Below are 22,305 nucleotides of genomic sequence, written 5' to 3'. Positions count from 1 at the left end.
ATGACCTATCCCGAAAACCTCGTCGAAGTCCGTGACCTGTCCGTTGCATTCGTCAATGGCGACAGCCACCGGCAGGTGGTCAACACCATCAGCTTCGACATTCGCCGGGGCGAAACCCTGGCTCTGGTCGGTGAAAGCGGCTCTGGCAAATCGGTTACCGCCCATTCGATCCTGCGTTTGCTGCCCTACCCGCAGGCGCAGCACCCCAGTGGCAGCATTCACTACGCCGGTGAGGATCTGCTCAAGATCAGCGAGAGAAAGCTGCGCGGCATTCGTGGCAACCGTATCGCCATGGTGTTTCAGGAACCGATGACCTCGCTGAACCCGCTGCACAGCATCGAGAAGCAGATCAACGAGGTGCTTGCCCTGCACAAGGGCCTGAGTGGCAAGGCAGCCACACGGCGCACTCTGGAGCTGCTCGAGCTGGTCGGCATACCGGAGCCGCAGAAGCGCCTCAAGGCCCTGCCCCACGAGCTCTCTGGCGGGCAGCGGCAACGGGTGATGATCGCCATGGCCCTGGCCAACGAGCCGGAACTGCTGATCGCCGACGAGCCGACCACCGCCCTCGACGTCACCGTGCAATTGAAGATTCTCGAATTGCTCAAGGAGCTGCAGGCGCGTCTGGGCATGGCCATGCTGATCATCAGCCACGACCTCAACCTGGTGCGACGTATCGCTAACCGCGTCTGCGTGATGCAGAACGGCGAACTGGTCGAACAGGCTCAATGCGAGGCGCTGTTCACCAGCCCGCAACACCCCTACACCCGCGAACTGCTGGCCGCCGAACCGGATGGCAACCCGGTGGCCACGCAAGCCGCTGAAACCATGCTCGAAGTGGATGACCTGCGCGTCTGGTTTCCGATCAAGAAAGGCCTGCTGCGCCGCACCGTCGATCATGTAAAAGCGGTGGATGGCATCAATTTCAGCCTGCAGCGCGGCCAGACGCTGGGTATCGTCGGCGAAAGCGGCTCCGGAAAATCCACGCTGGGGCTGGCCATTTTGCGCCTGATCGGCAGCCAGGGCGGCATACGCTTCGACAAACAGTCACTCGATGGCTTGTCGCAAACGCAGGTGCGTCCATTCAGGCGACAGATGCAGGTGGTGTTCCAGGATCCCTTCGGCAGCCTCAGCCCGCGCATGACGGTGGCCATGATCGTTGGCGAAGGCCTGCGTATCCATGGCATCGGCAATGCTGGCGAACAGGAGCAGGCGATCATCGACGCGCTTCAGGAAGTCGGTCTGGATCCCGAAAGCCGCCACCGCTACCCCCACGAGTTCTCCGGTGGACAGCGGCAACGTATCGCCATCGCTCGCGCCCTGGTGCTCAAACCGGCGCTGATTCTGCTGGATGAACCTACGTCGGCACTGGATCGTACCGTGCAACGTCAGGTCGTCGAGCTGCTGCGTTCGCTGCAGACCAAGTACAACCTGACCTACCTGTTCATCAGCCATGACCTTGCAGTGGTACGAGCGCTCAGCCATCAGTTGATGGTGGTCAAGCAAGGTCAGGTGGTCGAGCAAGGCGACGCCGAGGCGATCTTCCGGGCACCACAGCACGCCTACACCCAGCAACTGCTGGAAGCGGCGTTTCTGTCGCCGGCCAGCAGCGCATAAACCTGCGGTAATGCAACGCAAAAGGCCCCGCTGTCCTGCGACGCGGGGCCTTTTCTTTGGTCGGCAGAAACACAAAGGCCCCGAAACCGGGGCCTTTGCTCACTGGCGGACAGCGGCGCTTAGAAGCGCTCGATGTCTGCCTTGCTCTCCAACTGCTTGCGGAAGGCTGCAAAGTCCTGCTGGCCACTGCGCGAAGCGAGGAAACGGCGGTACATCGCCTTCTCCTCATCACTCAGTGCCTGCTCAGGCTCGCTGACACCCTTCAGGCGTACCACCACGAAGTCACCGTTGCCCAGCGTAACGCCAGTGAACTCGGAAGCGTCACCAGTCGGCTTGGGCATGCGGAACAGCGCCTGCAGCACGGCCGGGTCGACACCTTCCTGGTTACGGGTAGCGGCTTCCACCACCTGCCAGTCACCGCCCTCTGCCTGCGCCTTGCCGTCACGCAGCTCGGCGACCAGCGCCTCGCCAGCGGCCTTGGCCGCTTCGCTGGCACGGGTCTGGGTCAGTTGGCCACGGATGCTGTCGCTCACCTGCTCCAGCGTCAGCTGTTGCGGCTTGCGGTGCTCCTTGACGCGAACGACCACCAGTGTGCTCGGGTCGAGCTCGATGGCACCGCTGTTGCTGCCATCTTCCAGGACTTCCTGACTGAATGCAGCCTGCAGCACCTGACGGTTGCTGGCTAGGCCCTGGCCACCCTGACGACCGAACGGCTCGCTGGTCTGCACTTTCAGACCGAGTTCCTGAGCTGGCTGAACCAGATCGGAGGACTCGAATGCGGCGTCTTCCAGCTGCTTGGTAGCTTCGACGAAACGCTGCTCGACACGCTGCGCCTTGAGATCGGCCTCGAGCTTGTCCTTCATGCTGGCGAGCGTCGGGACCTCAGGCGCCTGTACGCCCAGCAGCTTGATCAGGTGCCAGCCGAATTCGCTGCGTACCGGTGCCGATACTTCGTCCTTGTTCAATGCGTACAGGGCATCCTCGAAGGCAGGGTCGTAGACACCCTTGCCTGCGTAACCGAGATCACCACCTTCGTTGGCGGAACCCGGGTCCTGGGAGAACTCCTTGGCCAGCGCAGCGAAGTCTTCGCCTTGCTGCAGACGCTTCTGCACGTCGTCGATCTTGGCTTTGGCCTGCTCGTCGCTGACGTCGCCGCCGACCTCGATGAGGATATGGGCTGCCTGGCGCTGCTCTGCCAGGTTGGCGATCTCCGACTCGTAGGCAGCCTTCAGCTCTTCGTCGCTGACGGAAATTTCCGAGAAGAAGGCATCCTTCTTCAGCTCGACGTACTCGAGTACCACCTGCTCCGGGCTCATGAACTGAGACTGCTGGGCGTCGTAGTAAGCTTTGACGTCGTCGTCGCTGACCAGCACCGAGCCGGCATCCACCTTGATGGTGCGGGTGGCGAAATCGCGGGTCTGCTTTTCCAGGCGAGCGAATGCCGTCACTTCTTCATCGGTGACGAAACCGCTACCGGACAGACCTGCACGCAGCTGGCCGATCAGCATTTCCTGCTCGAGCATCTGACGGAACTGCATACGGGTGTAGCCAAGCTGGCGGATCACCTGATCGAAACGCTCGGCGTTGAAGCGGCCATCCACCTGAAATTCAGGTGTCTGCACGATTACCTGATCGAGAGCGGGTTGAGAAAAGGCGAATTTGGCATCCGCAGCGCCCTGCAGCAGCAGAGAACGCTCGATCAAGCCTTTCAGCGAAGCCTCACGCAGCAGATTTTCGTCCAGCAGAGATGGGTCGAATTCCTGGCCGAGCTGCTGCAACAGCTGACGGCGCTGCATTTCCACAGCTTGATTGAGTTCGTTCTGGCTGATCGCCTGGCCATTCACTTCGGCAGCATTCTGGCTGTTGCTGGCACCCGTGATGATGGCGTCAACGCCGGTCAACGCCATGAGGACGACGATCAGGCCGATGATGGTTTTGGCAATCCAACCCTGTGAATTGTCCCTGATATTTTGCAGCATGCTTCCCCCAGAACGACCACGTACTAAGAATGGCCGCGCAGCGTGGGTAAAATCCGGATAGAAGAAAGGCGCATCCTGGGATGCGCCTTCTCGTAACGTGCGAAGCGGATCGGGATCATCAATCTACAATCCCCGGCGTTACGGACCAGAAGGTCCTATTGCCGCTCCGCAACCGAGCCGGGGTTAACCGACCCGGCGGGCAAAAGCCCGAAGACGCTTAGTTGACGGCGTCTTTCAGTGCTTTACCAGCTTTGAAACCTGGGATCTTGGCAGCAGCGATGCTGATCGGCTTGCCAGTCTGCGGGTTACGGCCAGTACGAGCAGCGCGCTCTTTGACAGCGAAAGTACCGAAGCCTACCAGTACCACGGAGTCACCAGCTTTCAGAGCGCCAGTAACGGATTCAATCACTGCGTCCAGCGCACGGCCAGCAACAGCTTTCGGGATATCAGCAGATGCAGCGATGGCATCGATCAGTTCCGACTTGTTCACTCTAAGTCCCCTTAATTTCGGTTGAGTTTGTTTCTTGATTTTAATGGAAGCGAATCGGGTGCTGGATGGCTCTGCCGACACGATAAGAGCCGCTTTATAGCAAGGGCTCTAAAATTGTGTCAAGGAAGCCGCCCGGCTAATGCGTGCTGATTCGCTCCTTGGAATCAGACTCGCGTTTTTCATCCTTTGCAACCAACTCCGGAGCCGCGTCTGGCAAGGGCTCCGGGGCGTATTGCAGCGCAATTTGCAGGACCTCGTCAATCCATTTAACCGGTTTAATCTGCAGGTCCTGCTTGATGTTCTCCGGAATCTCCTTCAGATCGCGAACATTCTCCTGGGGAATGATCACGGTTTTGATTCCACCACGGTGCGCCGCGAGCAGTTTTTCCTTGAGGCCACCGATCGCCAGAACCTGCCCGCGAAGGGTGATTTCCCCGGTCATCGCCACATCGGCGCGGACGGGAATCTGGGTCAGAGCGGACACCAATGCGGTGCACATGCCGACGCCCGCACTGGGGCCATCCTTCGGCGTAGCCCCCTCGGGCATGTGGATATGAATATCGCGTTTCTCATAGAAATCCGGGGCCACTCCAAGGCTCTTGGCACGGCTGCGGACCACTGTTTGCGCGGCTGTGATCGATTCGACCATGACATCGCCAAGCGAGCCGGTCTTGATCAGATTGCCCTTGCCGGGCACCACTGCCGCCTCGATCGTAAGCAGCTCGCCGCCCACCTGAGTCCATGCCAGACCGGTTACCTGGCCGATCTGATCCTGCTGTTCGGCAAGGCCATAGCGGTGCTTGCGAACGCCCAGGAAGTCCTCGAGCGAATCGGCCGTGACCAGCACATGGAAGCGTTTTTCCTTCGCGTGTTTCTTGACCGCACGCCGGCAGACCTTGGCGAGTTGCCGCTCGAGACTACGCACACCCGCTTCTCGCGTGTAGTAACGAATGATGTCGCGGATCGCCGCTTCCTCGAATTCCAGCTCGGTTTTTTTCAGGCCATTGGCCTGAATCTGCTTGGGCGCGAGGTATTTGACGGCGATATTGACCTTTTCGTCCTCGGTGTAACCGGGCAGACGAATCACCTCCATACGATCCAGCAGTGCCGCCGGAATGTTCATGGAGTTGGCGGTACACAGGAACATCACGTCGGACAGGTCGTAATCGACCTCGAGATAATGGTCGTTGAAATTGTGGTTCTGCTCGGGATCGAGCACTTCGAGCAGCGCAGAGGCAGGATCGCCGCGCATGTCCTGGCCCATCTTGTCGATTTCATCGAGCAGGAACAGCGGGTTGCGCACGCCGACCTTGGTCATTTTCTGAATCAGACGACCAGGCATCGAACCGATGTAGGTACGCCGATGGCCACGAATTTCCGCCTCGTCCCGTACACCACCCAGGGCCATGCGCACGAACTTGCGGTTGGTGGCGCTGGCGATGGACTCGGCCAGCGACGTCTTGCCCACGCCAGGCGGGCCTACGAGGCACAGGACGGGGCCCTTGAGCTTCTTCACGCGCTTCTGCACGGCAAGATACTCGAGGATACGCTCCTTCACCTCCTCGAGGCCGTAATGGTCAGCATCGAGAATGTTTTCGGCACGGGTCAGGTCCAGGCGCACCTTGCTCTGGGCCTTCCAGGGCACGTTGACCAGCCAGTCGATGTACGAACGGACAACCGTGGCCTCGGCGGACATCGGCGACATCTGCTTGAGCTTGTTCAGTTCGGCCTGGGCCTTGCCGTAGGCTTCCTTGGTCAGCCCGGCGTTCTCGATGCGGCGCTTGAGCTCATCGAGCTCGTTGTGCCCCTCTTCGTTGTCACCCAGCTCCTTCTGAATGGCCTTCATCTGCTCATTCAGGTAGTACTCGCGCTGGCTGCGCTCCATCTGCTTCTTGACGCGGCCACGGATGCGTTTCTCGACCTGCAGCAGGTCGATTTCGGCATCCAGCAGGGCCAGTACGTGCTCGACACGGGTCGGCAGATCGACGATCTCGAGGATTTCCTGCTTCTGCTCGATCTTCAGCACCATGTGGGCAGCCATGGTATCGACCAGACGGCTGGGCTCATCGATGCTGTTGAGTGACGACAGCACTTCGGCAGGCACTTTCTTGCCTAGCTGTACGTATTGTTCGAACTGGCTGAGCAGGCTGCGGGTGAACACCTCGGCCTCACGCTCCGGCGCGTCGATCTCGTCGAGTAGCTGGACCTCGGCACGGCTGTAGCCGTCGGCCTCGAAGAACTGCTCGATCTCGCCGCGCTGCTCGCCCTCGACCAGCACCTTGACGGTGCCATCGGGCAGCTTGAGCAATTGCAGCACGGTCGCAACGGTGCCGACTCGGTAGAGCCCTTCTTCACTCGGTTCATCGTCAGCGGGATTCTTCTGGGCCAGCAGCAGGATCTGCTTTTCCCCGTTCATCGCCGCTTCGAGTGCTTCGATGGATTTCTCGCGCCCCACGAAAAGCGGGATGACCATGTGCGGATAGACCACGACATCGCGCAAAGGCAGGAGAGGCAATTCGATGGTTGTCTTCATGATTTTGGCTCTACAGCGGCCTTGCGGCCGTAAACGGTGGGATTACCCTTGGCCCTAAGATGGGGGTAGCCCCAGGAAAAAACAAGCACTGCTGTCGGCAAAAACAAAGGGGCCCGCAGGCCCCTTGCTTTCAACATATGACAAACGCGTTATGCGTCTGGTGCTGCCTTGGCAGGCGGCTCGCTGTTTTCGTAGATCAACAGCGGCTTGGAACTGCCGTCGATGACACTCTCATCGATGACCACCTTGCTGACGTCCGATTGCGACGGAATCTCATACATGGTGTCGAGCAATACGCCTTCGAGAATCGAGCGCAGGCCACGGGCACCGGTCTTGCGTTCCAGCGCCTTGACAGCGACGGCCTTGAGCGCGTCGGGACGGAACTCGAGATCCACCCCCTCCATCTCGAACAGCTTGCCGTACTGCTTGGTCAGTGCGTTCTTCGGTTCGGTAAGGATCTGCACCAAAGCAGCCTCATCGAGCTCTTCGAGGGTCGCGATAACCGGCAAGCGACCTACGAACTCGGGGATCAGACCGAACTTGACCAGATCATCCGGCTCGATTTCACGCAGCGATTCACCGATTTTCTTATCGGCTTCCTTGCTGCGCACTTCAGCCCCGAAACCGATGCCACCTTTGGTGGAACGGTTCTGAATGACCTTCTCGATGCCGGCGAAAGCACCACCGCAGATGAACAGGATATTGCGCGTGTCGACCTGCAGGAACTCCTGCTGCGGATGCTTGCGACCGCCCTGCGGCGGAACCGAGGCAACGGTGCCCTCGATCAGCTTGAGCAGCGCCTGCTGAACACCCTCCCCCGACACGTCGCGGGTAATCGACGGGTTGTCAGACTTGCGGGAAATCTTGTCGATTTCGTCGATGTAGACGATGCCCATCTGGGCCTTCTCGACATCGTAGTCGCACTTCTGCAGCAGCTTCTGGATGATGTTCTCGACATCCTCACCCACATAGCCGGCTTCGGTCAGCGTGGTAGCGTCAGCGATGGTGAACGGTACGTTGAGCAGACGCGCAAGCGTTTCGGCTAGCAGAGTCTTGCCCGAACCGGTCGGGCCGAGCAGCAGGATATTACTCTTGCCGAGCTCGACATCATCCTTCTTCTCGCGCTGATTGAGGCGTTTGTAGTGGTTGTACACTGCGACTGCCAGGATTTTTTTCGCGCGCTCCTGACCGATCACGTACTGATCGAGGATCGAGCTGATTTCCTTGGGAGCCGGCAATTTGTGCGCGTTATTCTCGGCCTGTGCTTCCTGCACCTCCTCGCGGATGATGTCATTGCACAGGTCAACGCACTCGTCGCAGATAAAGACGGAGGGTCCGGCAATCAACTTGCGCACTTCATGCTGGCTTTTGCCGCAGAAGGAGCAATAAAGCAGCTTGCCGTTGTCTTCGCCATTGCGGGTGTCAGTCATTCGTTCGATCCAAATCCGATAGGCTTACACAGAAGATGAAGGCTCTTGCGGGCTTTTTCAAGCCCGCAAATGATCAGACTAGCCGATCAAATCCATTCTGAACGGATTGAGTCAGGCTGGCCGCTGAGCGATGACTTCGTCGATCAGCCCATACTCAAGAGCGGCATCCGCACTCAGGAAGTAGTCACGGTTGGTGTCGCGCTCGATTTCTTCAAGCGTACGCCCACTGTGCTTGGCCATCAGCGTGTTGAGGCGCTCACGGATGAACAGGATTTCCTTGGCGTGGATTTCGATATCCGACGCCTGCCCCTGGAAACCGCCCAGCGGCTGGTGAATCATCACGCGCGAGTTCGGCAGGCAGTAACGCTTGCCGGCTGCCCCAGCGGTCAACAGGAATGCACCCATGCTGCATGCCTGACCGATACAGGTGGTCGAGACATTCGGCTTGATGAATTGCATGGTGTCGTAGATCGACATACCAGCTGTCACCGAACCGCCTGGCGAGTTGATGTAGAGGTGGATGTCCTTGTCCGGATTTTCCGCCTCGAGAAACAGCAGTTGCGCACAGATCAGGTTGGCCATGTAGTCCTCTACCGGTCCAACCAGAAAGATCACGCGCTCTTTGAGCAACCGCGAATAGATGTCATAAGAGCGCTCACCACGGGCGGACTGCTCGACAACCATAGGGATCAGACCGCCAGCGGCCTGAATATTGGGCATTTGCTGCATGAAAGGATTGTGCGACATTTCCAGCACTCGCTCCCTAATAAAAGTCATGTCTCGAATACGCATAAGCCAGCACTGAGGCTGGCTTATGGTTTTCTCGAACGAGGTGAAGAAATCAGGCGGCTTGTGGAGCTTCTGCCGGCTTGACTGCTTCTTCGTAAGAGACCGATTTGTCAGTCACATTGGCCTTCTGCAAAACAGTATCTACAACTTGCTCTTCCAGTACAACCGAACGCACTTCGTTCAGCTGCTGGTCGTTCTTGTAGTACCACGCCACGACCTGCTCTGGCTCCTGGTAGGCCGAGGCCATTTCCTGGATCAGCTCACGGACGCGGGCGTCATCCGGCTTCAGTTCGAACTGCTTGACCACTTCGGCGACGATCAGGCCGAGGGACACGCGGCGCTTGGCCTGCTCTTCGAACAGCTCAGCCGGCAGTTGGTCGGGCTTGATGTTGCCGCCGAACTGCTGAACGGCCTGCACACGCAGGTTGTTCACTTCGTTGGCGATCAGCGCTTTCGGCACGTCGACCGGGTTGGCAGCCAGCAGGCCTTCCATTACCTGGTTCTTGATCTTGGACTTGATGGCCTGACGCAGCTCACGCTCCATGTTCTTGCGAACCTCGGTACGGAAACCTTCCAGGCCGCCTTCCTTGATACCGAACAGGGTGAAGAACTCATCGTTCAGCTCTGGCAGTTGCGGAGCGGAGACGCTGTTCACCTTGACGGTGAATTCGGCGGTCTTGCCGGCCAGATCGAGGTTCTGGTAGTCCTCGGGGAACGTCGGGTTGATCACGCGCTCTTCACCGGCTTTGGCGCCGACCAGGGCGTCTTCGAAGCCAGGAATCATGCGGCCGGAGCCCAGAACCAGCTGAGTGCCGGTAGCGGAACCGCCAGCGAAGGCTTCACCGTCGATCTTGCCGACGAAGTCGATGTTCAGCTGGTCATCTTTCTCGGCAGCACGCTCGACAGCTTCGAAACGGGTGTTCTGCTTGCGCAGGATATCCAGCATGTTGTCTACGTCGGAATCGGCAACGTCAGCCTGCTGACGTTCGATGGCGATGCCCTCGAGGCCACCGACCTTGATTTCCGGGAACACTTCGAACGTGGCGACGAACTCCAGGTCCTTGCCCTTCTCCAGCACTTTAGGCTCGACCGAAGGCTGGCCGGCTGGAGCGAGCTTCTGCTCGGCAATGGCTTCATAGAAGGAGGACTGGATGACGTCACCGACCGCTTCCTGACGCGCGTCAGCTTCGAAACGCTGACGGATCACGCTCATTGGCACTTTGCCAGGACGGAAACCGGGGATCTTGGCCTTCTGTGCAGTCTGCTGCAGACGCTTGTTGACCTGAGTCTCGATACGCTCGGCCGGCACAGTAATGCTCATGCGGCGCTCGAGAGCGGAAGTGCTTTCAACAGAAACTTGCATGGATATTCCTCGTTGCACAGACGTATGCCGGCCGTTTACCGGCCCCATTCAAGGGCATGCATTCTAGAGGGAGGTGTTGCAGAAGTCACCCTAGATGCAGGTGGCAAACGGGAGGGGCGCTAAATATGGTGCGGACGGAGAGACTCGAACTCTCACGCCTTGCGGCGCTGGAACCTAAATCCAGTGTGTCTACCAATTCCACCACGTCCGCGTGGTAATACATTTTTTACAAACAAAAACGCCAGGCTTTTTAGGGCCTGGCGCTTTCAGAATATGGGGTGGACGAAGGGGATCGAACCCTCGACACCAGGAGCCACAATCCTGTGCTCTACCAACTGAGCTACGCCCACCATATTGCTTTACCGCTTCACTTGTGCCGATTCACCTAGTGGCGCACCCGGCAGGACTCGAACCTGCGACCATCCGCTTAGAAGGCGGATGCTCTATCCAGCTGAGCTACGGGCACTTATCCATCCACTAGAGCAGACTTCAAGCTTCGACTGGAGCGGCGACTTTCGTTGCTGCCTTTGCCGCTTTACCCTGTCACTTGCTGTGCTCGCCAAGTGGTGCGCATCTTATAGAGGCACCCCAAAGCCGTCAACACCCAAATCTAAAAAAATTCATTTAGATAAAGGAGTTACACCAAATCTGCTGTCTGGCGCCTTTGCCCTTCCTTAATGCCATGCGAGAATGCGCGTCCTTTTTCACTCCCCTTCAATGGTTAATCGAGCGCAATGACCGCACAACTGATAGATGGCAAAGCGATTGCCGCCAATATCCGCCAGCAGATCGCCCAGCGCGTCGCCGAACGGCGCCAGCAAGGACTGCGTGCGCCCGGCCTGGCAGTGATCCTGGTCGGCAGCGACCCCGCCTCTCAGGTTTATGTCGCGCACAAGCGCAAGGACTGCGAGGAAGTCGGTTTCGTTTCCCGCGCGTATGACCTGAGCGCCGAAACCAGCCAGGACGAACTGCTGGCCCTGATCGACTCGCTGAATGACGACGCCAGCATCGACGGCATTCTGGTTCAGTTGCCGCTGCCGGCACACCTCGATTCCTCGTTGCTGCTCGAGCGCATCCGTCCGGACAAGGACGTCGATGGCTTCCATCCCTATAACATTGGCCGCCTGGCCCAGCGCATGCCGCTGCTGCGCCCCTGCACCCCCAAGGGCATCATGACCCTGCTGGCGAGCACCGGCCAGGATCTCTACGGCCTGCACGCCGTGGTGGTAGGCGCTTCGAACATCGTTGGTCGGCCAATGGCCATGGAGCTGCTGCTGGGCGGCTGCACCGTGACCGTCACGCACCGTTTCACCAAGGATCTGGCCGGCCACGTGGCCCAGGCCGATATCGTCGTGGTGGCGGCCGGTAAACCCGGACTGGTAAAGGGTGAATGGATCAAGGAAGGCGCCATCGTCATCGACGTGGGCATCAACCGGCAGACGGACGGCAAACTGATTGGCGACGTGGTGTACGAAACCGCCCTGCCCCGTGCGGGCTGGATCACCCCGGTGCCAGGCGGCGTAGGCCCGATGACCCGCGCCTGCCTGCTGGAAAACACCCTGCATGCAGCGGAGCACCTGCACGCCTGATGGCGTTTCGCAGCAACGAAAACGGCGCCTTCGAGGCGCCGTTTCTATTTCAGTGCACCCGTCGCTCCCTGCGGCTTGCGCACGAACCACAGTACCCGGCTGACGCCGCGGGTCACCGCCACATAGCCCAGGCGCAGACTTTCATCGGCCATGGCCTGATCGTAGCTGTTGGCGAAGAAGCCACAATAGGCGTACAGCGCGTTGCGCAACGGATGAGGCGTTGACGGCAGGCAGTCGTCGATGATGATCGCCACCTCGGCCTGCAGGCCCTTCGCGCGATGGATGGTGTAGGCCTTGACCGGGAGCTTGCGATCGAGCCCGGCCTGCACCTCCTTGAGGGTCTCGTTACGCCGCCCCAGCAGCAGCACCGCGGTGCGCTCCCCGGAATCGATGGAGCTGGCGTATGCACACTGGGCGGCGATTTCCTTCAGCAGATCGGGCATCTGCCGGGCCAGATCGAATGGCGTCACCAGTTGCACGCCATGCCCGCCGGGCGGCGTGGCCCTGATCGCTTCGGTGGTCTTATCCTGCTTCACGGCCACTTCGCGCAGTATCGACTCGGCGTCACGGATCACCGGCTGGATCGAGCGGTAATTGGCCTGCAGCATCAGCACCGCGCTCTTGCCCTTGCCTTTGCTCGGGAAGTGCCGATCGAAGGCCATGAACAACTCCGGCGAACTGCCGCGCCAACCGTAGATCGACTGCCAATCGTCACCGATGGCCGTCAGGCTCACCGCCACCGAAGCGCCGGCCAGGCGCCGATGCACGGCCTGCAGCCATTGCACGATCTGCGGTGAGACATCCTGGAATTCGTCGATCAACAGGTGGGTGAAGCTGGCCAGCGCCTCGGCGGGCAGCCGCTCGTCGCCGTCCTCGAGCATCTGCGTCAGTTGTTGAAAGGCGCCGTTGAAAGTCATCAGGCCCTGCTCGCCAAGACGCTGCCGCAGTGCCTGCCAGAAAGCCTGCAAGGCGAGGAGAAAAAGGCGCTCCTGATCCGAACAAGGCACCGCGGCCACCGCCAGCTGGTCGATACGAATGCCGATGCTCTCGATAAAGCCCGCCTGCCCGTGGAACACCTCGAACAGTGGTGCGGCATGCAGCTCGCCTGCCAGCCTGAATGGTTGCATTGGCGCTTTGGGCAAAGGCTTCTGCTCATCCGGCGCTGGCGAACCCAACAAGGCGTGAACCTGCGAGCGAAACGCCGGACTCTCGGCGTAGCACGCCTGGTAGACCTCTTTGAGCAGCCGCCCCTGCGCAGCCCCCAGACGCCCGCCGGCCAGCGGATTATCGGGCTCGCCGGGCGAGGCCTGTCGATCACCGAGCTGCTCGAACCAGCCTGGATTGCCCAATACCTGACGGGCCAGCACGCCCATGGCGGAGTGAAAGGTACGCACGCACTGCTGTACAGCCCGCTCGTCGACCGGCGACGACCAGAACCCCAGCACCTTGAGCAGCCGCTCGCGCAGCTCGACGCAGGATGCGTTGGTAAAGGAAATCACCGTCAACCGCTCGGGCTCGATGTTCAGGTGACAGAGCATGAAGACCACACGCAGCACCAGCGTCGTCGACTTGCCCGATCCTGCACCGGCAAAGATGCGCGTCAATGGCGCGCGCCCCAGGATCATCGCCCACTGCTCGTCGGAGGGCGCACCGACCACTCCGACCGCTACGGCTCGGGCGACGGTGTCACGCATGGCCTGCTCCTGAGCCGAGCTGATTTTCATCGCTGCAGCCGAGTAGATACCGGCGCTCGTGCGCCTAACGGGCTTTTTTGTTGCGGAGCTTGCGCCCTTCCCTGCGCGTTTTGGAGCTGCAGCTTTTTTGGCAGAGGTGGTTTTTCCTCTGGCTTTCGGTGCAGCCTTCAGGCGTTCGGCCGCCGCATGCTTCTCAGCCTCGAGATAAGCGGCGGTACGCGGAAAATAGCGGGCCAGCGTGGTGGACAACAGAAGTTTGTAACGCGTCAGCATGGTTTTCCCATAGCGAATTGGATGCAGGCTTCTGGAAACGAAAAGGCCGCATCAGCGGCCTTTTCGTTGCGACGCTCGCTTACTCGGCGAGTCGCCAGGTGGTGCCACCTTTGCCATCCTCGAGCACCACGCCCAGCGCAGTGATCTGATCACGGATACGGTCGGACTCGGCCCAGTTCTTCTCGGCACGAGCCTGCAGGCGCGCAGCGATCAATGCCTCCACTTCGGCCGCATCGACCTTGCCTTCGGCGCCGGCCTTGAGAAACGCATCCGGCTCCAGTTGCAGCACCCCCAGCAGACCAGCCAGCTGTTTGAGCTGAGCGGCCAGACCAGCAGCGGCCTGCCGGTCGCTTTCGCGCAGGCGGTTGATCTCGCGGATCAACTCGAACAGCACCGCGCAGGCTTCCGGCGAGTTGAAGTCGTCATCCATCGCCGCGCCGAAACGCTCGACGAACGCCTCGCCACCGGCCGGAGCGACGTCGGGCAAGCCTTTGAGACCGTTGTAGAAGCGTTCCAGGGCGCCCTTGGCTTCCTTGAGGCTTTCTTCCGAGTAGTTGATCGGGCTGCGGTAATGGCTGGACACCAACAGGTAGCGAACCACCTCCGGGTGGTACTTCTCCAGCACCTCACGGATGGTGAAGAAGTTGCCCAGGCTCTTGGACATCTTCTCGCCATCCACACGCACCGCGCCAGCGTGCATCCAGGCATTGGCATACTGCTTGCCGGTCGCCGCTTCGCTCTGCGCGATCTCGTTCTCGTGGTGCGGGAAGACCAGGTCCGGGCCGCCGCCGTGGATGTCGAAGGTCTCGCCCAGGCAGCAGGTGGACATTACCGAGCACTCGATGTGCCAGCCCGGCCGGCCGGCGCCCCAGGGCGACGCCCAGCTCGGCTCGCCCGGCTTGACGCCTTTCCACAGGACGAAGTCCAGCGGGTCCTGCTTGATCTCGTCGACCTCGATGCGCGCGCCGATTTTCAGGTCTTCGATCTTCTTGCGCGACAGCTTGCCGTAGCCGACGAACTTGCCGACGCGGTAGTACACGTCACCATTTCCCGGCGCATAGGCATAGCCCTTGTCGATCAGGGTCTGAATCATCTCGTGCATGCCGGCAATATGCCCGGTGGCACGTGGCTCCTGGTCCGGGCGCAAGACCGACAGGCGCGCTTCGTCTTCGTGCATCGCCGCGATCATACGTTCGACCAGCGCCTCGAACGGCTCGCCGTTCTCGTTGGCACGCTTGATGATCTTGTCGTCGATGTCGGTGATATTGCGCACGTAGGTCACGTCATAGCCGCGATGACGCAGCCAGCGGGTGACCACGTCGAACGCGACCATCACCCTGGCATGGCCGATATGGCAGAAGTCGTAGACCGTCATGCCGCACACGTACATGCGCACGTGATTGCCGACCAGCGGCTTGAAGGGCTCTTTGACCTTGCTCAGGGTGTTGTAAATGCTCAGTGCCATTTACTGCCCCCAGGAATCGCGCAGGGTGACGGTGCGGTTGAAGACCAGAGCCTCCGGCTTGGAGTCCTTGGCGTCCAGGCAGAAATAGCCTTCGCGCTCGAACTGGAAGCGATCTTCGACAGCAGCCTGGGCCAGCGACGGCTCGGCGCGGCACCCCTTGAGCACCACCAGGGAGTCGGGGTTGATGTTGTCGAGGAAGCTGCCGCCCTGCTCGCCATCTTCACCGGCCTTCTCCGGGTTGGCCGAACGGAACAGGCGGTCATACAGGCGCACCTCGCACTCGACGCTCTCGGCCGCCGGGACCCAGTGGATCACGCCCTTGACCTTGCGGCCTTCCGGGTTCTTGCCCAGGGTGTTTTCGTCGTAGGAGCAGCGCAGCTCGACGATATTGCCGGCGGCATCCTTGATCGCTTCGTCGGCGCGAATCACGTAGCTACCGCGCAGGCGCGCTTCGCCGCCAGGAACCAGGCGCTTGAAGCCGTCCGGCGGGGTTTCTTCGAAGTCGCCGGCGTCGATGTAGATCTCGCGGGAGAACGGCAGCGCGCGGGTGCCGATATCCTGCTTGGGATGGCGCGCCAGCTCCAGGTTCTCGACCTTGCCTTCCGGGTAATTGGTGATCACCACCTTGAGCGGCTTGAGCACGCACATGGCGCGCGACGCGTTGGCGTCCAGGTCTTCGCGGATGGCGAACTCGAGCATGCCGATGTCCACCAGGCCGCCGGCGCGGTTGACGCCGATCATGTCGCAGAAGGTGCGGATCGAAGCCGGCGTGTAACCACGGCGACGGTAGCCCGAGAGCGTCGACATGCGCGGGTCATCCCAGCCATTGACGTGCTTCTCGTCGACCAGTTGCTTGAGCTTGCGCTTGCTGGTGATGGTGTAGTTCAGGTTCAGCCGGGCGAACTCGTACTGACGCGGCTGCGCCGGCACCGGCAGATTGGCCAGGAACCATTCGTACAGCGGGCGATGGTCTTCGAACTCCAGGGTGCAGATGGAGTGGGTCACGCCTTCGATGGCATCCGACTGACCGTGGGTGAAGTCGTAGCTCGGGTAGATGCACCACTTGTCACCGGTCTGGTGATGATGGGCGTGGCGGATGCGATAGAGAATCGGGTCGCGCAGGTTCATGTTGCGCGACGCCATGTCGATCTTGGCGCGCAGGGCGCGGGCACCATCCGGGAATTCACCGGCTTTCATGCGTGCGAACAGATCGAGGTTCTCGGCGACCGAGCGCTCGCGGTACGGGCTGTCCTTGCCGGGCGTATTCAGGGTACCGCGGTATTCGCGGGCCTCGTCCGGCGACAGATCGTCGACATAGGCCTTGCCCGCCTTGATCAGTTCGACGGCCCAGTCATGCAGCTGGTCGAAGTAATTGGAGGCATAACGCTCCTCGCCGGCCCATTTGAAGCCCAACCACTCGACATCTGCCTTGATGGCATCGATGTATTCCTGATCTTCCTTGGCGGGGTTGGTGTCGTCGAAACGCAGGTTGCACTCGCCACCGAACTCCTCGGCCAGGCCGAAATTCAGGCAGATCGACTTGGCATGGCCGATATGCAGGTAGCCGTTGGGCTCCGGCGGGAAACGGGTGATGATCTTGGCGTGCTTGCCAGCGTCCAGATCAGCCTGAACGAGGGGACGCAGGAAGTTGGCGGCTTTTTCGACGGTGGGCTTGCTCATGGTGTCCTTAGCGCGTGCGGATTGCGGCACAGGGTAGGCCGACTAAAACAAAGCGCTTATCATAGCCCAAGCTGTCAACCCCCTGACAGGCCTTGGTGCCTGCTCCTGACCTTCGGGCGACATAAATGTCCGTACCGAACCGGGAGCAGCCCGCGATTTTCTCGACAGAGCGATAACCACATGATCAAGCTGCACACCAACCACGGCGTCATCACCCTCAACCTGTTCGAAGACAAGGCGCCGGAAACCGTCGCCAACTTCAAGGAATACGTGAAGAGCGGCCATTACGACGGCACTGTGTTCCACCGCGTGATCGGCAACTTCATGATCCAGGGTGGCGGTTTCGAACCGGGCATGAAGCAGAAGCCGACCAAGGCGCCGATCAAGAACGAAGCCAACAATGGCCTGAGCAACAAAACCGGTACCGTGGCCATGGCTCGCACCATGGAACCGCATTCGGCGTCCGCGCAGTTCTTCATCAACGTCGCCGACAACACGTTCCTCGACCACAGCGCACAGACCGTACAGGGCTGGGGTTATGCCGTGTTCGGTGAAGTGGTCGAAGGCCTGGACGTGGTCGAAGCCATCAAGGGCGTCGCCACTACCATGAAATCCGGCCATCAGGATGTTCCGGCTGAAGACGTGATCATCGAGAAGGCCGAGATCGTCGAGTGATCCTGCTGATCTCCGACCTGCATCTTGAAGAGGAGCGCCCGGATATCAGCCGGGCGTTCTTGCATTTCCTCGCCCACCGGGCGCCCCAGGCCGAGGCGCTGTACATCCTTGGCGATTTTTTCGAAGTCTGGATTGGCGACGACGCCATGACCCCCTTTCAGCGCGGCATCGCCCAGGCGCTGCGTCGCTTGAGCGACAGCGGCACGCGGGTCTACCTGATGCACGGCAACCGTGACTTCCTGCTTGGCAAGGCTTTCTGTCGCGAGGCCGGCTGCACGCTGCTCGGCGATCCTCACGAAGTGCGCTTCGCTGGCGAGAAGGTGCTGCTCATGCACGGTGACAGCCTGTGTACCCTGGATGTCGGCTACATGAAGATGCGCCGTCTGCTGCGCAACCCCATCAGCCTGTTCATCCTGCGCAACCTGCCGTTGAGCACCCGCCACAAGCTGGCGCGCAAGCTACGCTCGGAAAGTCGCTCGCAGACCCGCATGAAGGCCAGCGACATCGTCGACGTCACGCCGGATGAAGTGCAGCGGGTGATGGCGGCCCATGGCGTACGGACACTGATCCACGGCCACACCCACCGCCCTGCCACCCACGACGTGCTGATCGATGGCCAACCGGCACGGCGAATCGTCCTGGGCGACTGGGATAAACAGGGCTGGGCGCTGCAGGTCGATGAAAACGGCTTCAACCAGAGCGCCTTCGCCCTGGATTGAAACGACAGGTAGCCCGGCGTAGAGCGAAGCGATACCCGGGAATGACCTCTCATCCCCGGATGATGCGCAAGACTGATCTACGCCTGCGGGACGCCACTGTGGAAGCGAAACTCCGTATCGGGTGATTCGATGAGCTCCTGCTCGACCGCCCTCACCCGCTCGATGGCCTGATCGACATCCGCCGCATCGCCATATTGATAGGCGAGCTTCAGGTAACCCTGAAAGTGCCGCGCCTCGCTTTTCAACAGGCCGAAGTAGAATTTGCCGAGCTCTTCGTCCAGATGCGGCACGATCGCTTCGAAACGTTCGCAACTGCGCGCCTCGATAAAGGCACCGACCACCAGGGTGTCGACCAGCTTGTACGGCTCGTGATTGCGCGTCACCTTGCGCAGGCCCGAAGCGTAGCGCGCGGCGGAAACCGGACGCAGGCCGATCCTGCGGCGTTTCATGATGCGCAGCACCTGCTCGTGGTGCACCAACTCCTCACGGGCCAGGCGCGACATCATGGTGATCAAATCCGCGTGGCAACTGTACTTGGCGATCAGGCTGAGCGCCGTGCTGGCGGCCTTGAACTCGCAGTTCTTGTGGTCGATCAGCATGATTTCCTGGTTGGCCAGGGCAGCATCGACCCAGGCCCGAGGCGTGCGGCAACCGAGAAATTCATGGATTTCCGGCAGGTTCGGCATGGCGCTGCGGCGGCTGGGCGATGGCTGATCGGGAGCAGTGGCTGGAAACAACACGGGTCTGGGCTCTGGCGGCTGGTTAGTCGATAAGCCGGCCATTATAAGGCCGCCAGAGCGGCGCGTCCTGCCTATCGACCCGCGCAGAGCGTGGATTGGTCGAACGGCTCAGTTTTCCAGCCAAGCCTTCATCTGGGTGATTTCCTGCTCCTGCGCGGCGATGACCTGTTTGGCAAGCTTCAGCACTGCCGGGTCGGAACCGTAAGCCAGTGCGACCTTGGCCATGTCGATGGCGCCCTGATGGTGCGGAATCATCCCGCGCATGAAGTCCTGATCGGCGTCACCGCTCAAATCAACGGCCATGGCACCGTGCATACGATGGTTGACGGCCTCGAACGCGGCCTTGACTTCAGCGCTCCTGCCGGCGTCGACGGTAGCCTCGTATCGCGCCGCGTTAGCGGCCAGCCACTCGTTCATCAGGCCGATCTCCTGATCCTGCGCGGCAATGACCTCGCTGGCCAAGGCACGCACCCTTGCATCGCTGCCGTACTGCAGCGCGACCTTGGCCATCTCGATGGCGCCCTGATGATGGGGAATCATGCCGCGCATGAAATCCACGTCGGCACTGCCCGTCAGGGTGACGGCCATCGCCTTGTGCATCCTGTCGTTGATCGCCCGGTAGGCGGCCGTCGAGGCACCGGCCTTCGCCGACGCGACCTCGGCCGAGTGTGCGGCATGCCCGCCCGCATGACCATTGGCGGCATCTTGAGCGGCCGCCAGGCCGGCGGTCAGTGCGGACGCCCCGGCAAACAGAAGTAAACCCAGCGCTTTGGCTTTCATTGACGGTCCTCGACCATTGATAGGAGCTCAGAACCTACACCTTGCCACGACGGGAAGGTCAAGATGCAGCCTGCCGCCGCAGCTTGCGCCACCGAGCCACGGTCCGAGGCGCATCAAGCCATCTATAGTGAATAGGGCGAGCCATACGCCGAGGAAACCCCATGCAAGCCATCCGCAGCATTCTCGTTGTCATCCAGTCGGATCATCTGGAGGCACTTGCCCTGAAACGCGCCAAGCTGATTGCTGGCGTGACACAGTCTCATCTGCACCTGCTGATTTGCGATGAATCGGGCGAACATCACGGCCACCTGCGGCTGCTCAGCAATGCACTGCAGCAGGATGGCTACAGCGTCAGTACCGAGCAGGCGTGGCATGGCAGCCTGCATGAAACGGTCAGTGTCGTGCAGCAAGCCGAGGGCTGCGGTCTGGTGATCAAGCAGCACCTTCCTGACAACCTGCTGAAAAAGGCCCTGCTCACGCCCGATGACTGGAAGCTGCTGCGCTACTGCCCCTGCCCGGTGCTGCTGGTGAAGACTCAGACGCCCTGGATCGGCGGCACGGTATTGGCAGCCGTCGACGTAGGCAATGCCGACAGCGAGCACCGGGCGCTTCACACCCGTATCGTCGACCACGGCTATGACCTCGCCAACCTGGCGAAAGCCGAACTGCACGTGCTCAGCGCCCATCCATCGCCCGTGCTGGCTGCCGCAGACCCAACCTTCCAGTTGCGCGAAACCATCGAGGACGGCTACCGCGAACAGTGCCTCGCGTTCCAGCAGGCCTACGACATCGACGACCAACACCTGCATATCGCCGAAGGCCCGGCCGACGTACTGATCCCCCACTTCGCCCAGCAGTTGCAGGCGGCCGTGACGGTGATCGGCACCGTCGCGCGTACCGGCTTCAGCGGTGCGCTGATCGGCAACACCGCCGAGGTGATCCTCGACAGCCTGGAAAGCGATATTCTGGTGCTCAAGCCCGACAGCATCATCGAGCATCTGGAACAGCGGCTCAGCGAGCGCTGATCACTCGCGAAACGGCTGCCGCGGTTTGCTGCGCAAGGGGTCGAGCAGCGATGACAGGCCGTTGTGATCGATTTCCTGCATCAGCGCCAGCAACTGACCGATCTCGCCCTTCGGGAAGCCCTCACGGGCGAACCAGTTCAGGTAATGCCCCGGCAGATCGGCGATCAGCCGCCCCTTGTATTTGCCGAAGGGCATTTCTCGGCTCACCAGCAATTTCAGGTCTTCGGGTTTCATCACATCGGCCATCGGAGTTGCATGAGCGGGGCATTATGCCGCAACCGCCAGGCGGTTGGGCCGACCGCTCAACTCGGGTAAGCTGCGCGCCGTTCACATCTGCAGGTACTCTCCATGATTATCAAGGCACTGCGCCTCGGCCTAGGCCAACTGATCGTTCTCGGCGACCTCGCCACCCGTCCGGCCAAGATGAAGCGTGCACCTGAAGCACAGGCTGCCGTCGACCAGGCCGCAGGTGATCTGGCGCTCTACCAGTTCAAGGCCTGCCCATTCTGCGTGAAGGTTCGCCGCAAGCTGCACACCCTCAATGTGCCTGTCGCCCTGCGTGACGCCAAGAACGACGCCACCTCGCGCCGCGAACTGGAGAGCCAGGGCGGCAAGATCAAGGTGCCGTGCCTGCGTATCGAGGAAAATGGCCAGAGCACCTGGCTGTATGAATCCAAGGCCATTGCAGCCTATCTGGATCAGCGTTTCGCGGGGTGAAGCGTTCGTAGGGCGCCTCTAGCAGTCCAGGCGGCTTTCAACCCAGGTGGTTCCTGGACGCACCTCAATGCTGATGGCTGCGCCCGACATGGGACACATCCTTCTCGGCATGCAGGTTGTCGCTGGTGCTGAGCTGGCGAATGATCTCGCAGGGCGACGATTGCTGATCCGCCAAGCAACTGTTGCGCAGCTCGACCAGTTGCCCCTGCAACGACTGCAGGCTGGCGATGCGTGCACTGACGTGTTCGATGTGTTCATCGATCAGGGTATTGATGGCTTCGCAGTTTTCCGATGGACGGCCGCGCAGGCTGAGCAGCTCGCGAATTTCGTCGAGGGTCATGTCCAGGGTGCGGCAATTGCGGATGAAGGTCAGCCGTTCGACGTGCTCCGGCCGGTACAGCCGGTAATTACCCTCGCTACGCTGCGGCGCAGGCAGCAGCCCTTGGTGCTCGTAAAATCGAATGGTCTCCACCTGGCACCCGGTGACTGCCGCCAATTCGCCAATTTTCATGATCCGATCCTCGAATGCTTGACCCTATAGTGGCTACAGGGTGTTCACTCCGCAACAGGTTATTCGGAGAAGCACCATGACCAACTGCTGCGATCACGACAACACCCCCAAGCCCGTTCGCCCCCAGGACGCTTGCTGCGCGGGCGACAACACATCGCCTTGCTGCGACTCGGGCAACCCATTGATCACCGCAATCGCTGAGCCCGTGGCCGCCCACACCGGCCCGGCGATGGAGAACA

Annotated in this window: 19 protein-coding genes and 3 tRNA genes; 6 read left to right on the top strand and 16 right to left on the bottom strand. The window is 60.7% G+C overall.

Annotation, left to right across the window (positions count from 1 at the left end):
- Window positions 1-1,614 (top strand): ABC transporter ATP-binding protein, encoded by a 1,614-nt coding sequence (locus tag ACT9T4_RS04085; protein WP_179538197.1) that lies wholly within the window; start codon window positions 1-3, stop codon window positions 1,612-1,614.
- Window positions 1,615-1,733: 119 nt separating this feature from the next.
- Here the strand turns inward: ACT9T4_RS04085 and ACT9T4_RS04080 are convergent, their stop codons facing one another.
- From ACT9T4_RS04080 to ACT9T4_RS04040, 9 genes are all read right to left on the bottom strand, one after another.
- A complete protein-coding gene (locus ACT9T4_RS04080) occupies window positions 1,734-3,593 on the bottom strand; it encodes a SurA N-terminal domain-containing protein (protein ID WP_499115619.1) in 1,860 nt (619 codons plus the stop codon).
- Window positions 3,594-3,810: 217 nt separating this feature from the next.
- Window positions 3,811-4,083, bottom strand: coding sequence for a nucleoid-associated protein HU-beta (gene hupB / locus ACT9T4_RS04075; RefSeq protein ID WP_003239952.1), 273 nt, complete (start codon window positions 4,081-4,083; stop codon window positions 3,811-3,813).
- A 136-nt stretch (window positions 4,084-4,219) separates the two neighbouring features.
- Window positions 4,220-6,616, bottom strand: a complete 2,397-nt coding sequence (gene lon, locus ACT9T4_RS04070) for an endopeptidase La (protein WP_042552577.1) — start codon at window positions 6,614-6,616, stop codon at window positions 4,220-4,222.
- 149 nt (window positions 6,617-6,765) lie between these two features.
- Window positions 6,766-8,046 carry an ATP-dependent Clp protease ATP-binding subunit ClpX gene (gene clpX / locus ACT9T4_RS04065; protein ID WP_042552576.1) on the bottom strand — a complete coding sequence of 427 codons (1,281 nt, stop codon included), beginning with the start codon at window positions 8,044-8,046 and terminating at the stop codon, window positions 6,766-6,768.
- A 111-nt stretch (window positions 8,047-8,157) separates the two neighbouring features.
- Entirely contained in the window at window positions 8,158-8,793 is a 636-nt protein-coding gene (gene clpP, locus ACT9T4_RS04060; protein WP_042552575.1) for an ATP-dependent Clp endopeptidase proteolytic subunit ClpP, read from the bottom strand.
- A 94-nt stretch (window positions 8,794-8,887) separates the two neighbouring features.
- The gene (gene tig / locus ACT9T4_RS04055) at window positions 8,888-10,198 is read right to left on the bottom strand and encodes a trigger factor (protein ID WP_179538199.1); all 1,311 of its coding nucleotides are present in this window, start codon (window positions 10,196-10,198) and stop codon (window positions 8,888-8,890) included.
- A 126-nt stretch (window positions 10,199-10,324) separates the two neighbouring features.
- A tRNA-Leu gene (locus tag ACT9T4_RS04050) sits at window positions 10,325-10,409 on the bottom strand.
- A 63-nt stretch (window positions 10,410-10,472) separates the two neighbouring features.
- A tRNA-His gene (locus ACT9T4_RS04045) sits at window positions 10,473-10,548 on the bottom strand.
- 39 nt (window positions 10,549-10,587) lie between these two features.
- Window positions 10,588-10,664: transfer RNA gene (locus ACT9T4_RS04040), tRNA-Arg, on the bottom strand.
- A 268-nt stretch (window positions 10,665-10,932) separates the two neighbouring features.
- Between ACT9T4_RS04040 and folD the strand changes: the two genes are divergently transcribed.
- Window positions 10,933-11,787 (top strand): bifunctional methylenetetrahydrofolate dehydrogenase/methenyltetrahydrofolate cyclohydrolase FolD, encoded by an 855-nt coding sequence (gene folD / locus ACT9T4_RS04035; protein ID WP_042552573.1) that lies wholly within the window; start codon window positions 10,933-10,935, stop codon window positions 11,785-11,787.
- 44 nt (window positions 11,788-11,831) lie between these two features.
- Here folD and ACT9T4_RS04030 read toward each other — a convergent pair whose 3' ends face one another.
- The 3 genes from ACT9T4_RS04030 to ACT9T4_RS04020 all read right to left on the bottom strand — a co-directional run bounded on the left by ACT9T4_RS04030 (window position 11,832) and on the right by ACT9T4_RS04020 (window position 16,899).
- Window positions 11,832-13,754, bottom strand: coding sequence for a UvrD-helicase domain-containing protein (locus tag ACT9T4_RS04030; RefSeq protein WP_499115615.1), 1,923 nt, complete (start codon window positions 13,752-13,754; stop codon window positions 11,832-11,834).
- A gap of 79 nt (window positions 13,755-13,833) precedes the next feature.
- Window positions 13,834-15,219: a cysteine--tRNA ligase gene (gene cysS, locus ACT9T4_RS04025; protein ID WP_499115613.1), complete on the bottom strand. Its 1,386-nt coding sequence runs from the start codon at window positions 15,217-15,219 to the stop codon at window positions 13,834-13,836.
- The gene (locus ACT9T4_RS04020; protein ID WP_179538201.1) at window positions 15,220-16,899 is read right to left on the bottom strand and encodes a glutamine--tRNA ligase/YqeY domain fusion protein; all 1,680 of its coding nucleotides are present in this window, start codon (window positions 16,897-16,899) and stop codon (window positions 15,220-15,222) included.
- Window positions 16,900-17,079: 180 nt separating this feature from the next.
- Here ACT9T4_RS04020 and ACT9T4_RS04015 point away from each other — a divergent pair, with 180 nt between their 5' ends.
- Entirely contained in the window at window positions 17,080-17,574 is a 495-nt protein-coding gene (locus tag ACT9T4_RS04015; protein ID WP_499115611.1) for a peptidylprolyl isomerase, read from the top strand.
- Complete coding sequence (gene lpxH, locus ACT9T4_RS04010; RefSeq protein WP_499115609.1) at window positions 17,571-18,293, top strand: UDP-2,3-diacylglucosamine diphosphatase; 723 nt, start codon at window positions 17,571-17,573, stop codon at window positions 18,291-18,293. Before ACT9T4_RS04015 ends, lpxH begins: the two co-directional genes overlap by 4 nt.
- Before the next feature lie 77 nt (window positions 18,294-18,370).
- On the opposite strand, the gene ACT9T4_RS04005 is transcribed toward lpxH, so the two are convergent.
- Window positions 18,371-18,979 (bottom strand): MiaE family protein, encoded by a 609-nt coding sequence (locus ACT9T4_RS04005; RefSeq protein ID WP_042552674.1) that lies wholly within the window; start codon window positions 18,977-18,979, stop codon window positions 18,371-18,373.
- Between the two features lie 162 nt (window positions 18,980-19,141).
- A complete protein-coding gene (gene copM / locus ACT9T4_RS04000) occupies window positions 19,142-19,813 on the bottom strand; it encodes a CopM family metallochaperone (RefSeq protein ID WP_042552567.1) in 672 nt (223 codons plus the stop codon).
- A 161-nt stretch (window positions 19,814-19,974) separates the two neighbouring features.
- Here copM and ACT9T4_RS03995 point away from each other — a divergent pair, with 161 nt between their 5' ends.
- Complete coding sequence (locus ACT9T4_RS03995) at window positions 19,975-20,838, top strand: universal stress protein (protein ID WP_042552566.1); 864 nt, start codon at window positions 19,975-19,977, stop codon at window positions 20,836-20,838.
- Here the strand turns inward: ACT9T4_RS03995 and ACT9T4_RS03990 are convergent, their stop codons facing one another.
- Complete coding sequence (locus ACT9T4_RS03990; RefSeq protein WP_042552673.1) at window positions 20,839-21,072, bottom strand: DUF3820 family protein; 234 nt, start codon at window positions 21,070-21,072, stop codon at window positions 20,839-20,841.
- A gap of 114 nt (window positions 21,073-21,186) precedes the next feature.
- Between ACT9T4_RS03990 and ACT9T4_RS03985 the strand changes: the two genes are divergently transcribed.
- Window positions 21,187-21,555 carry a glutathione S-transferase N-terminal domain-containing protein gene (locus tag ACT9T4_RS03985; protein ID WP_042552565.1) on the top strand — a complete coding sequence of 123 codons (369 nt, stop codon included), beginning with the start codon at window positions 21,187-21,189 and terminating at the stop codon, window positions 21,553-21,555.
- A 64-nt stretch (window positions 21,556-21,619) separates the two neighbouring features.
- Here the strand turns inward: ACT9T4_RS03985 and cadR are convergent, their stop codons facing one another.
- Window positions 21,620-22,066 carry a Cd(II)/Pb(II)-responsive transcriptional regulator gene (cadR, locus tag ACT9T4_RS03980; RefSeq protein WP_042552564.1) on the bottom strand — a complete coding sequence of 149 codons (447 nt, stop codon included), beginning with the start codon at window positions 22,064-22,066 and terminating at the stop codon, window positions 21,620-21,622.
- Window positions 22,067-22,305: the final 239 nt, after the last annotated feature.

This window comes from Pseudomonas sp. SZ40, from assembly GCF_052958135.1.
Note: the sequence above shows the minus strand (reverse complement) of the source record. Positions and strands in the feature narration are given on the sequence as shown.